10 protein-coding genes are annotated in these 12760 nt (G+C 49.0%); 6 read left to right on the top strand and 4 right to left on the bottom strand.

Annotated elements, in window-relative coordinates:
• Positions 1-61 precede the first annotated feature (61 nt).
• Positions 62-1048, top strand: coding sequence for a DUF2860 domain-containing protein (locus tag ABT56_RS06045; protein WP_047877967.1), 987 nt, complete (start codon positions 62-64; stop codon positions 1046-1048).
• A gap of 76 nt (positions 1049-1124) precedes the next feature.
• Positions 1125-2789: a pyridoxal-dependent aspartate 1-decarboxylase PanP gene (gene panP / locus ABT56_RS06040; protein ID WP_047877966.1), complete on the top strand. Its 1665-nt coding sequence runs from the start codon at positions 1125-1127 to the stop codon at positions 2787-2789.
• A gap of 445 nt (positions 2790-3234) precedes the next feature.
• Here panP and torR read toward each other — a convergent pair whose 3' ends face one another.
• On the bottom strand, positions 3235-3948 hold the full coding sequence (torR, locus tag ABT56_RS06035; RefSeq protein WP_047877965.1) for a two-component system response regulator TorR: 714 nt from the start codon (positions 3946-3948) through the stop codon (positions 3235-3237).
• Between the two features lie 201 nt (positions 3949-4149).
• Here torR and torC point away from each other — a divergent pair, with 201 nt between their 5' ends.
• From torC to ABT56_RS06015, 4 genes are all read left to right on the top strand, one after another.
• On the top strand, positions 4150-5316 hold the full coding sequence (torC, locus tag ABT56_RS06030) for a pentaheme c-type cytochrome TorC (protein ID WP_047877964.1): 1167 nt from the start codon (positions 4150-4152) through the stop codon (positions 5314-5316).
• Between the two features lie 63 nt (positions 5317-5379).
• The gene (torA, locus tag ABT56_RS06025; RefSeq protein ID WP_047877963.1) at positions 5380-7911 is read left to right on the top strand and encodes a trimethylamine-N-oxide reductase TorA; all 2532 of its coding nucleotides are present in this window, start codon (positions 5380-5382) and stop codon (positions 7909-7911) included.
• Positions 7912-8070: 159 nt separating this feature from the next.
• Positions 8071-8721: a molecular chaperone TorD gene (gene torD, locus ABT56_RS06020; protein ID WP_047877962.1), complete on the top strand. Its 651-nt coding sequence runs from the start codon at positions 8071-8073 to the stop codon at positions 8719-8721.
• Positions 8722-8956: 235 nt separating this feature from the next.
• Positions 8957-9538 (top strand): UDP-glucose 6-dehydrogenase family protein, encoded by a 582-nt coding sequence (locus ABT56_RS06015; RefSeq protein ID WP_053062387.1) that lies wholly within the window; start codon positions 8957-8959, stop codon positions 9536-9538.
• Positions 9539-9594: 56 nt separating this feature from the next.
• On the opposite strand, the gene eutH is transcribed toward ABT56_RS06015, so the two are convergent.
• The 3 genes from eutH to ABT56_RS06000 form a co-directional block, all read right to left on the bottom strand.
• On the bottom strand, positions 9595-10704 hold the full coding sequence (gene eutH, locus ABT56_RS06010) for an ethanolamine utilization protein EutH (RefSeq protein WP_047877961.1): 1110 nt from the start codon (positions 10702-10704) through the stop codon (positions 9595-9597).
• 149 nt (positions 10705-10853) lie between these two features.
• Positions 10854-11402 (bottom strand): BMC domain-containing protein, encoded by a 549-nt coding sequence (locus ABT56_RS06005; RefSeq protein ID WP_047877960.1) that lies wholly within the window; start codon positions 11400-11402, stop codon positions 10854-10856.
• Positions 11396-12751: a 4Fe-4S dicluster domain-containing protein gene (locus ABT56_RS06000; protein ID WP_047877959.1), complete on the bottom strand. Its 1356-nt coding sequence runs from the start codon at positions 12749-12751 to the stop codon at positions 11396-11398. Before ABT56_RS06000 ends, ABT56_RS06005 begins: the two co-directional genes overlap by 7 nt.
• Between the last annotated feature and the right edge of the window lie 9 nt (positions 12752-12760).

The raw sequence follows: 12760 nt of genomic DNA, 5'->3' as shown, positions 1-12760 counted from the left end.
ACCCCAACTACCGACAATGGAAGACATTGCCAAAGGGGTTCACAGATTAAAGAGGGTTTACATGAGACGGATTTCACGCATTTCCCTACTGGCCACGTTATTGATGGCCAGCCATAGCTATGCCAACCCCAATCTAGCATGGGATCCCGGTTTCGGTGCGGATCTCTCATTGCTGACGGGTTACACCAGTAGCCGTAGTCAATTTAATACTGACAACGAATCAACCGACACACTCAACCAACAGGGCGACAGGCAAGATAATATACTCATAGCGCCGTTAGGTACGGTCAATTACACCTTTGCCAGCGGCAAACAGCAGCTCTACTTTGGTACCAGCCGCTCAGATCTTGCGTTGGGTCGTTTCCATATCGAACTAGGCTACAAGCAGCGCTTTAAGGACAGAAGCCAAATCACCCTCAGCTACATACCGGGGATCATGGAGCAAGATACCTGGCAAGATCCCTATATAACCGGACAAAACCGCCAAGAGACTGGCAGTGATATCAAAGGGGCGCGCTTCCAATATGACAGCATCATGGGAACGCCTTTCTCCATTGAACTTGCAACCGGAAAATTTTCGCTTGAGAACGAACGATCCGGCAGCGCGATACTTCCCGCCGAGCAACAATCAGTATTACGCCGGGATTCGGATATTTACTATGGGGAAGTGAACTACCTTCACCCCTTATCACGCGCTCAAATGCTACGCTATGCATTGAGTTACACTCAAATGGATGCCGATGGCGATGCCATGGCCAACGATGGCCTCGGAGCGGAAGTTTCATGGATCCAGCGCTTCAACCAATCCAGCTTTGCCCTGACACTGAGCTACGACAGGGTCGTGTACGATGCCCTCAACCCCGTATTCAGCGAAACCCAAAAGGATGACCGCTGGGGCATATTCCTAGCCTATGAGTATAGTGCTCCCTTCGGCTGGGAAGACTGGGGGATCATTTCACTGGCAGGCTATAATCAAAGCAACAGCAACATCGCCTTTTATGACGAAGAAAACCTGTTGTTAACTGTGGGTATTAACTACCGCTTTTAAAAATTTTCGACACCGACGGCAAATTGGATTAAATTAGCATCAATTTGCCGTTTTATGTTACAAGATATCAATAGTTATGGCTGTAATGGATAATAAAAAAGCCGATGCTACGCAAGAGTCACTGCATCGCATTTTCACTGTGCCGGAAGCACCTGAATCTACCCTTGGACAGATTGAAAAAGAGATTTCCGAAAACCTCAATGTGTTTCTCCAAACTCACATTGCCGCACGAGAAAAACCGTTGGTTGAAATCGAAAAAGACTTTCAATCAGCCGATATTCCCGAAGCACCGAGCTTTGTCTCAGAGCATACTCATTTCTTGCTCAATAAATTAGTTGCGCAATCTGTCAATACATCTGCCCCGACATTTATCGGACACATGACCTCGGCCCTCCCCTATTTCCTGATGCCGCTGTCAAAGATCATGATTGCGCTTAATCAGAATCTAGTAAAAATCGAAACATCCAAAGCATTCACGCCGCTGGAGCGCCAAGTGCTGGGGATGCTCCACAACCTGATTTATCATCAGCCAGAAAGCTTCTATCAGCAATGGATGCACAGTGCGAACCATTCCTTAGGCGCTTTTTGTTCAGGCGGCACGATCGCCAATATCACCGCACTCTGGGTAGCCCGCAACAATGCGCTAAAGCCACAGGGTGATTTCAAAGGTGTCGCTCAAGAAGGCCTGTTCAAAGCCATTAAGCACTATGGCTATGATGATCTGGCAGTTTTGGTTTCAGAACGTGGTCACTATTCATTGAAAAAAGCGGCCGATGTACTGGGTATCGGACGAAATTGCCTAGTCCCAATAGAAACCGATGGCAACAACCGAGTGAAAGTTGCTGCTATGCGGGAAAAATTGGAGACGCTCAAACAGCAGAATATCAAGGTATTTGCGATTGTTGGTGTCGCCGGCACTACCGAAACAGGCAGCATAGACCCGCTCAATGAATTGGCCGATCTGGCACAAGAGTATGGCTGCCATTTCCATGTGGATGCCGCATGGGGGGGCGCAACGTTAATGTCAAATAAATACCGCCCACTGCTGGCAGGAGCTGAACGGGCAGACTCGGTAACCATTGATGCCCATAAACAGCTCTATATCCCGATGGGCGCAGGTATGGTCATCTTCAAAGATCCAACTTTGATGACAGCCATTGAGCACCATGCCGAATATATTCTACGTAAAGGATCAAAAGACTTAGGTAGTCATACCCTCGAAGGTTCTCGAAGCGGTATGGCAATGCTACTTTATGCGAGCCTTAACATCATCAGCCGACCTGGGTACGAAATGCTCATCAACAACAGCATAGAAAAGGCCCGTTACTTTGCCGGCAGAATTAACGCGCATCCAGATTTCGAGCTGGTTACTGAACCTGAGCTATGCTTGCTCACCTACCGCTATGTACCTGCGCGTACCCAGTATGCATTGCAATTCGCCACCAATACCGAGCGAGATATCCTGCTTGATGATCTAAACGACCTCACCAAATTTATCCAGAAGCGGCAACGGGAGTCAGGAAAGTCCTTCGTCTCACGTACCCGCCTAACGCCGGAAAAATGGGGACGTAAGCTAACCACTGTTCTGAGGGTTGTACTCGCCAATCCGTTAACGACCGAAGATATCCTCAATCATGTCCTCGAAGAGCAGGAAACCATCGCAAGACAGAGCCTCATTAGCTACCCGAAAATCAGTCAGCTGACCGAGTCCATCCTCAATCGAACAGCAGTCAAACAGTAACAAGACTAAAAAGGCCAGCCTGAATAATCAGACTGGCCTTTTGTTTTTCTGCTTGTTTTTTGCGCTACTGGTAAGTAAATACTGTAAATACATCAAAAATTAATTTTAACGGCGCATATCGTTCGCTTAATTTTTGAGCATTCAAACAAACAAATTCACACATTTATTCCATTTTAAGCGTAATCAAATGCCGACTTTGACATACAGGAATGCATGAATTTTACCAATAAACTCACAAGTGAAACTTTTTTGTCTTAATATTTTCATAAATCAACAGCCCAAATCCGTGTTTTCCTGTCCATTTCGCTATTCATATTGCGTAATAACTGTTGATTGAGATCAATAAAAGTTTCGATTCGTGGTAATAAAAAAGGCCGAAACAGCGTCTATTTCGGCCTAAATGTTTCAAATTGTTACTGAGGTAATTTCTGTGTCTACAGGTAAATTAGTCACCGGCAAACATATAACCTTCGCCGTGAACCGTAACAAAAATCTGTGGGTTCTTCGGATCGATTTCCATTTTTGAACGCATACGGCGAATCAATACGTCAATTGTTCGGTCGTTTGGTGCTTCAACACGGTGGCTAAGCATATTAAGAATACGCTCTCGGCTCAAAACTACGTTAGGATGCGATGAAAACGCCACCAGCAATTCATACTCTGCCTTGGTCAATTTCACTGGCACACCGTTGTGAGTCAGGGCGCGTTTGTTAATATCAAACTGCCAATCACCAAAACGAATTATGCTGTCTTCTTGCATTTCTACCACAGCTTCATCACGGGCTTTTTCTACTAAAGATATGCGCCACAACAGGTTTTTCACCCGAACTAACAACTCACGAAGCTCAAAAGGTTTGGTTACATAATCATCCGCGCCCATCTCAAGGCCGACAATACGATCGATGCTATCTGTACGCCCGGTAACCAAAATAATCCCGACTTCCGAACGGCTACGCAGTTCGCGCGTCAGCATCAAACCATCTTCACCCGGCAAGTTAATATCCAACATCACCAAGTCAATTTTTTCAGTGGCCATGATCTCACGCATCTGCGCACCACTTTCTGCCTGGCTGACTTTGTAACCTTCGTTTTCGAAATACCCAACCAGTTTGGTACGCGTTACGATCTCATCTTCTACAACAAGTACGTGATGACTCATTATTTTCTCTTTTTGTCTAATTTACTGTTCTATTAAACGCTAGCACAACGAGCAGCTGTTCACAATCTTTCATAAAGATAAATATTCTGTTCACCGCCGCCCTTATCCTTATTCATATCGTGGAATTAAGATTAACCTATAAAAATTTATACGTCACCGTACTTTACGGTCGGCATTCATCGTTACTTGGAATCTTCCACTATGAAAAAACTTTGGCAAAAGCTTACTAAACCAAGCAGCAAGTACCCAATCCTTGCGCTTGTGTTGGTTGGTGTTGTTATTACCTTGGCAGGTGTTCTCACTGTTCATAAAAGTTTTGAGTTTGCCTCTCAAACTGAGTTCTGTACTTCTTGCCACACTATGCAACAGAACTATGAAGAATATAAGCAAAGTGTACACTTCAAAAACGCATCAGGTGTGCGTGCTGAGTGTGTAGACTGTCACCAGCCAAAAGATTTGCCAGGTGCGGTTATGCGCAAGCTAGGCGCATGGAAAGACGTATACCACCACTTCGTGACAGGCAAGATTGATACGCCTGAAAAGCTAGAGGAACACCGCCTAGAGCTTGCCCAAGTGGTTTGGAACCGTATGAAGAGCCAGAACTCCAAGACTTGTAAGAGCTGTCACTCTTACGACGCGATGGATCACAGCAAACAGTCTGCTAAAGCTGCATTCGAAATGAACAAAGCTGCTGCTGAAGACATGAACTGTATCGAATGTCACAAAGGTATTGCTCACGAGCTACCAAACATGGCTGGCGGCTTCCAGAAAGATTACCAAGAGCTACAAGCTACTGCGACTTCTCAAGGTGCAACGGCTGACGTACTTTACTCTCTAGGCGAAAAAGACCTGTTTGCGGCAGCTGATGCCAAAGGCAAGGCTGAAGGTAAGCTACTACCTGCGTCTCAAGTTAAAGTTATCGAGCGCAAAGACGGCATGCTGAAAGTTCAGATCGACGGCTGGCTAGAGAAGAACGGCAAAGGTCGCGTAATGACTGAGTACATGGGCAAGCGTGTATTCAAGGCAACTATCCGTGGCGACGTTAAAGCAACTGAGAAAGTCCTAGAAGAACAAACTGACAGCGCGACTAACATCGCATGGCAGCACGTTTCTGTTGAAGCATGGATCACTCCTGACGACATGCTAGACAACATCCAACCTATCTGGAACTACGCCGAAGACATGTACGGTGCAACATGTAACGCATGTCACGCAGCTCCTGCTCCCGGCCACTTCACAGCTAACGGTTGGATCTCAAGCCTAAACGCAATGAGCGCTTACTACCGTCTAACCAAAACTGAAGAACGTACTCTGTTGAAGTACCTTCAGAACCACGGTAGCGACACAGGCGGCGCTGGCCATCACTAATTCCTGAAAGGTGGGGGATCACTCCCCCACCCCATAAAAAGAATTCAAATTAAGGATTGCTACATGGCAACTCAAGTTTTCAATAAGGGCGTTTCTCGCCGTCGTTTCCTGTCTGGCATGGTTGCAGTAAGTGCTGCTTCTGTTGTTGGTACAAGCCTGCTAGCGCCTCGCAAGGCAATGGCAGCGGCCGAAACCAAAGCTAACTTCACTGGTGAAGTGCTTTCTGGTTCTCACTGGGGTGCATTCCGCGCCAAAGTTGTAGACGGTGTATGGGTTGAAACCGTACCGTTCGAAAAAGACAAGCACCCAACAACTATGATCCAGGGTGTTCGTGAAGTTGTATACAACCCAGCTCGCGTTAAGTACCCAATGGTTCGCCTAGACTGGCTGAAGCACGGCTACAAGTCAGACACTAGCCAGCGCGGCGACAACCGTTTCGTACGTGTGCCATGGTCTCAGGCTCTGGACTTCTTCTACTACGAGATGGAGCGCGTTCAGAACTCTTACGGCCCAAGCGCCCTGTACGCTGGCCACACTGGCTGGCAGTCAGTAGGTAAACTGCACAACGCAGGCACCATGATGAAGCGTGGTATCGGTCTACACGGTACTACCCTTGCTAAGATGGGTGACTACTCAACAGGTGCAGCACAGGTTGTTCTTCCTTACGTTGCAGGCGCAATGGAAGTTTACGAGCAGCAGACTTCATGGCCGCTAGTTCTTGAGCACGCTGACACTATCGTGATGTGGGGCTCTGACCCAATCAAGAACCTACAGGTAGGTTGGTTGGTTCCTGACCACAGCCCATACGCGTACTACGATCAGCTAGCTGAGAAAGTAAAGAACGGCGACATCAAAGTTATCTACGTTGATCCAGTTGTTTCAAGCACTCAGAAAGCTGTTGGCGGTGAGCAGGTTCGTGTTAACCCACAAACTGACGTACCGTTGATGCTAGCTATCGCGCACACGCTGTACACTGAAAACCTATACAACAAAGAATTCATCGCTGACTACACGACTGGCTTCGACAAGTTCCTGCCTTACCTACTAGGTAAGACTGATGGTGTTGAGAAGACTCCAGAGTGGGCAGAGAAGATCTGTGGCGTTAAAGCTGACGAAATCCGTGCCCTTGCTCGCCAAATGGCATCTGGCCGTACTCAGATCATCGGTGGCTGGTGTCTACAGCGTATGCAACACGGTGAGCAGTACGCGTGGATGCTTGTTGTTGTTGCAGCTATGCTTGGTCAAATCGGTCTACCTGGCGGTGGCTTCGGCTTTGGCTGGCACTACAACGACGCTGGCTCTATCACGTCTAACGGTCCACTGATGTCAGGCTTCAGCGGCGTAACAGGCATGGAACCTATCCATAAAGGTTCATTCAAAGGTTACTCAACCTTTATCCCTGTAGCGCGTTTCGTTGACTGTATCGAAAACCCAGGCCAGACCATCAAGTACAATGGTCAGACTATCAAGTTCCCTGAAATGAAGATGGCTATCTTCAGCGGTAACAACCCATTCCACCACCACCAGGATCGCAACAAGATGATCAAGGTGTGGCGTAAACTGGAAACCGTTGTATCTATCGACCACCAGTGGACTGCGACTTGTCGCTTCTCTGATATCGTTCTTCCTGCGACTACAACGCACGAGCGTGACGATATCGAGCAGTACGGTAACCACTCTAACGCTGGTATCATCGCGATGCCTAAAGTGGTTGAGCCAATGTACGAAGCGAAAGACGACTTCGAAATCTTCCGTGAGCTATGTGGCCGTTTCGGCCGTGAAGAAGCCTTCACAGGCGGCAAGACTCAGATGGAAATCATCGAAGAGATCTACAACGGTGCTCGTCTACAGGGCCGCGGCCTAGGCGTTCGTATGCCTAACTTCAAGAAGTTCTGGGAAGGTGAAGGCTTCATCGAGTTCCCTGAAGGTACTGAGTGGGTTCGTCACGAATCATTCCGTAAGGAACCGGATCTAGAGCCACTAGGTACTGCTTCTGGTCTGATCGAGATCTACTGTAAGACTATCGCTGACATGGGTTACGATGACTGTCAGGGCCACCCAATGTGGTTCGAAAAGACTGAACGTAGCCACGGTGGTCCACGCTCTGATAAGTTCCCTATCAACCTACAGAGCACGCACCCTAAAAACCGTCTGCACTCACAGCTATGTTCTTCAACAGAGCACCGTGCAACTTACGCTGTCGCGGATCGTGAGCCTGTTTACATCAACACTCAAGATGCTAAGGCTCGTGGTATCAAGTCTGGTGACATCGTACGTGTGTTCAACGACCGTGGTCAGGTTCTGGCAGGTGCAGTTGTGACTGACGATTACATGTCTGGCGTATGTCGTATCCACGAAGGTGCATGGTACAGCCCGCTTGAAGGCGGTAAGCCAGGTACTCTATGTACTTACGGCGATCCAAACGTACTGACTCAGGATATCGGTTCTTCTAAGCTAGCTCAGGCGACTTCTGCCGCTTCTGCCCTAGTAGAAATCGAGAAGTACACTGGTCCTGTTCCAGCGGTAACCGGCTTCCACGGCCCGACTGAAATCACTAGCATCAACCCGCTATTCCCAGCAATGGACATCGCGTAAGTTGATCATTAACCAGAGGCTTCGGCCTCTGGTTATTTTCTCACCGAGACATTAAGTTACAGAGCTTATTCACATATACTATGCGTATGCATTCTGATATTTGAATACGTTTTTCGTATGGCCGAACAATCCCAAGCCATACCCGAACATGGAGTAACCATGAAAGAATTCATCGCTTTCAACGAACAACGTGCCGAAATTTACTGGTGGATGTCTTCCCTGTTTGCCCGCGAGCTAACCGAGCAAGACATTACTGAATACAACAACGGCGACATGGTCACCTTCTTCTCCGGTTTGGCGATGACCCCGGAGCTAGCGGCACCCGTTGCATCATTCCGTGATGCGCTGGAACGTTTGAATGCACGAGAAGATGCCCAGCTTGAACTGGCTGCGGATTTCTGTGGACTATTTTTGAGCACACCAAAATCTGGTGCACTGCCTTATGCCTCCATGTATGTTGGTGAGTCTGGCCTGATGAATGACAAGCCAGCTCAGGATATGAACAAGCTAATGGATGATTACGGTATCGCCCAGCGTAAGGAATTCAACGAACCGGCAGATCACCTTGCCGTCGAGTTGGATTTCATGGGTAACCTAATCATCATGGCCAACCAGCAGACCAGCGAAGAGAAAACTGAGGAACTGATGCAAGCCCAGCTCGATTTCCTCAATACCATGCTGCTGAACTGGCTACCGACATTTACCCAAGCCACCCAGTCACGCGACCCATTCGGCTTCTATGCCGCAGCCGCGAAAATCTTGTTGGCTTTCTGTGAACTTGACGTCAAGTTCCTGAAGGGCGAAGAATAACCCATCATAATTAACTATCTCTCTATTGCCGGCATATGGATTGCCGGCTTTTTTTTAGCTATTGAAAAAAAACAATCGCTTATCCCCAGCAATCGCAGCAAAATATCCCTTCTAGCCATACCATTCAGTTTGTATGCAGGATTCATGACACACTCTTGACATTCACCAACATCTGCTTGGTTACATTTCGAGCGTACACCACACAAATACGATAACAGCAACAAAGGTCCACACTATGCAAAACAGCTTGCACAATCGCACCTCACGCCTATCTGCACTGCCATCGATGGCACAACAGTTCATGAAATACAGCCTACCGCTGATGCTTGCAGCCCTGTTTGCTATCGCACCGCAGGTTCGTGCTAGCGATGCCGCAACCGATACAGTTGCCAATCAAAAAGAAACCATCTACCGAATCAACACTCTTCAGCGTGATCTTTCGAGTATCCGCCAGCAAACACTAAAGGCACATCCCGAACTAACAGCTCAAGCCAAAGCCTTTGAACTGGCCTACCATCAAAAAGCCGAGCAGGTTGGTTACAACCCTGATGAATTCATTGCCAAAGCCAAAGAATTGCAGACAGCACTGCGCAATGACAAACTCAGCGAAGAAGAGCGCAGCAGCATGATCCGTGACTTTGCTGCCGCCAAGCAAGCCATGGCGGATAAGCGCGAGGCAATCATTGCCGACAAGGCACTAACGGAAATGCAAGACAAGCTGATGGCCGACACCTATGCCGCAATGAAAGAATTCGATCCTAAAACAGAATCCTTGACCAAAGAGCTCAACGAGCTACTTCATACACTCGATAAATAAAAAAAATCACCGCCTTCGGGCGGTGATTTTTATTGGGTCAAAGATAGCAATAGCAATTAAGCCGTTGCCTCCTCATGCTTCGGCGCAGATTTATCTACTCCCATGTTGCGGGTCACATAAACCGCCAGCACCAAGGCACAAATGCCTCCTACTAGCTTACCGGCAACCACCGCTGAAATCATGTCGCTATTCACAGCAGCAGTAAAGCCAAGGTGATCACCGAAAACAAACGAGGCACACACAGCAAACGCCACGTTGATGACCTTACCGCGGTCATCCATATCTTTCATGATATTGAACATCGCAATATTGTTCGCCAAAGTGGCAACCAGACCCGCAGCAGCAGTTTCACCCATACCCATCGCACTTCCCAGCTTAACCAAAGGCTTATTCAAGTACTTGGTAATGAAGTGCACCATTGGGAATGCACCGGCGAGTACGATAGCAATGGCACCGATGATCTCGATACCATCAGAAATAGGCGCCATTCCTGGAATCACGACAATGCCTGTCAGGGTTTCAACCACGATAGCCGCCAACGCAATGGTAATAATCGCAACGACACCTTTACCGAAAACTTCAAAGCCACGGATCATCGCATCGGGCTTAAGCCACAAGCCAACAGCAATAAGGCCAGCCACAATTACGATAGGAATTAGATTAGCCAGTACCATCGAAAACTCAAAACCGGCAACCAGACCGCCAACCAAACATCCCACCGGAATAGTCGTCATACCGATCAGAACGCCACGGGCGAGATAAGGGGTGTCCTTCTTTTCGATGATGCCAAGAGCAACAGGAATGGTGAAGACCAAGGTTGGCCCCATCATCGCGCCAAGGATCAAGCCAGAGAATATACCGGCCGCCTCAGTTTCCGCCATGCTCTTTGCCAATGGGTAACCACCCATATCGTTAGCCAGCAAGGTGCCCGCAAACATAGCCGGGTCAGCCCCTAACATTGTATACAGTGGTACAACAACAGGGCTCAGCAACGAAGCGAGTACAGGCGCCAAACTCACCACACCGACCATCGCCAGTGCCAGTGACCCCATCGCCATGAAACCTTCCTCAAACTTCTCTCCATATCCCCAGCGGTTGCCCAATACTTTGTCAACCGCCCCTAGGACCATGAAGCCAACCATTACATACAGAATCACGTCATTCATAAAGACCTTCCTTCTAAAAACAGCTAGCTAACGTGGGGCAGAATCCCTTCCCGGTAATCAGGTGGTATCAGACACCCTGTCTAGCGATACTTTGGTGAAACTTTTCAGCCTTTTGGGCCCAATCCTTGTTCCTTTACTGTTATTGCGCGTTATATTTTCCCCTCTAAAATTTCCTTGCGAGGCTGGGCAATCACCACCTTGTCGACCAATACACCTCGATGGCCAATTCGATTAACAGCAGCATCGACCGCAGCCTGAACAGCAGCAACATCACCGGTCATCGTGACAAAGCCCTTACCACCGATTGCCATCGCCATATGTACCTCAAGCAACTCAACATTGGCCGCCTTGACGGCCGCATCCGCGGCCTCAACGATGGCTGCAACTGAGAATGTCTCAACGATACCAAGTGCAGCCGGACGCTCCACTACGCGGGTACCGGCTATGGCCGGAAAGACATCAGGATGCACATTGGCAATCACCAATTCATCAACGACATCCCCTTTTCCGATAGCCAGACCAGCATGAACCGATGCCTCGACGGCCGCCACATCACCGGCAACCATCACCATGAACTTACCGGGGCAAATCGTACGATTAAATACGATTTCCACGTGGGCAGCCTTCAGCATTGCATCCGCGACCTGAAATCCTCGGGCAATAGAATTCAATTCAATACAACCAATTGCATTCAACATGTCTTACTCTCGTTTACGTCCGTTTTTCGCTCGATCACAATGCTCTGACCAACGGCGGTTACAACCCCGTCGATACTGGCGTGTACTGCAGCACTCAATGACTCAGGTGCCGCTCGGCCAATACACTGGCCGACAACCACTCTATCGCCAATAGTGACAATGGCTTCGGCGGGCTTTCCGATATGCTGAGACAACAAGATTTCAACACGTTCGGGACTCACCTCATCGGTAAGGAAAACCACCTCTTGCTTGGCGTACTCTGTCAGCTCAAGACGCTGCACCAAACGCTTAGTCGGCACACCGCGATATTCACGCATTGGGTGGACATCAACGGTTTGGGCCTGCAACTGCTCCGGCGTTTGCCAACGGCCTTCTTCACGCAATACCTGCTTGGTCGTAACGCATACCCGGCTTGGATCCAACCCTTCCGGACATGACCACATCGAACACAAATTACACTCACAACATGCCTGAGCAGCCAAAGCAAAACTGCGGTTGTCACCACCGGATACTTGCAGCGCCCGCATTGCCAAGTGCGGCTTGACCGGATAGCCCAGCAAGCTGCGCGGGCACATTGCCGTACATTGGCCACACTGGTCACAGGCTGACTTGCCGATTCGGCGCAGATCCTCTGGTGTGCGTAGCTTGTATTTGGCTACTCGACCTGAGCGTGGCAGCACCAACAAGCCACTGGATGCTTTTGTCAGTACCTTGCTGTCATCTTCCGTCACCCGTCCCATCATCGGGCCACCATCAACAATCACAGGATCGGCACAGGTCGCCCCCCCCGCCAAAGCGACAGCTTCTCGGTATGCCATACCGACCGGCAACCAAGCGGTATACGGGCGCTGAACCGCGCCGTTAACCGTCACCATGGTGTGAGTGACCCCCGCGCCTTGAGCTGCGCGGAAGACATTGATAAACGACTCAACATTGTTGACCACCACACCAATTTCTTTCGGTAGGCCACCAGCAGGAATCCGTTTACCCGTAGCATGGAAGACAAGCTCAACCTCATCCCCGGCGGGGTAAACGTCATCCATTAACAGCAAGCTGATATTTTCCGGCCTAACCAGCTCCAAACAGGCGATGGTATCGGCATGCTTGCGCTTGATACCCACTGCACCATATTTGGCGCCGGTTTCAGCCATCGCCAGCTGCATCCCGCCAAAAAGCTCTTTGGCGTGATGCTGCATCAGCATCTGGTCTTTGTTGAGCAAAGGCTCACACTCGGCACCGTTGGCCAAGACCCAGTCGACCTGGCAGTCTAATTTCATATAGGTGGGAAAACCTGCCCCACCCGCACCAACAACACCAGCTTCCTGGACCTTTTGAAGTAACGGGTTCACGATGCCTCT

The organism is Photobacterium aquae, assembly GCF_001029445.1.
Lineage (GTDB): Bacteria > Pseudomonadota > Gammaproteobacteria > Enterobacterales > Vibrionaceae > Photobacterium > Photobacterium aquae.
The sequence above is the reverse complement of the archived record's forward strand: the minus strand, read 5'-3'. Positions and strand labels throughout refer to the sequence as shown.

Excerpts from the sequence above, each read along its gene's own strand:
- ABT56_RS06045 (WP_047877967.1), top strand. The coding sequence starts at position 62 with ATGAGACGGATTTCACGCATTTCCCTACTGGCCACGTTATTGATGGCC.
- panP (WP_047877966.1), top strand. The coding sequence starts at position 1,125 with ATGGCTGTAATGGATAATAAAAAAGCCGATGCTACGCAAGAGTCACTG.
- torR (WP_047877965.1), bottom strand. The coding sequence starts at position 3,948 with ATGAGTCATCACGTACTTGTTGTAGAAGATGAGATCGTAACGCGTACC.
- torC (WP_047877964.1), top strand. The coding sequence starts at position 4,150 with ATGAAAAAACTTTGGCAAAAGCTTACTAAACCAAGCAGCAAGTACCCA.
- torA (WP_047877963.1), top strand. The coding sequence starts at position 5,380 with ATGGCAACTCAAGTTTTCAATAAGGGCGTTTCTCGCCGTCGTTTCCTG.
- torD (WP_047877962.1), top strand. The coding sequence starts at position 8,071 with ATGAAAGAATTCATCGCTTTCAACGAACAACGTGCCGAAATTTACTGG.
- ABT56_RS06015 (WP_053062387.1), top strand. The coding sequence starts at position 8,957 with ATGCAAAACAGCTTGCACAATCGCACCTCACGCCTATCTGCACTGCCA.
- eutH (WP_047877961.1), bottom strand. The coding sequence starts at position 10,704 with ATGAATGACGTGATTCTGTATGTAATGGTTGGCTTCATGGTCCTAGGG.
- ABT56_RS06005 (WP_047877960.1), bottom strand. The coding sequence starts at position 11,402 with ATGTTGAATGCAATTGGTTGTATTGAATTGAATTCTATTGCCCGAGGA.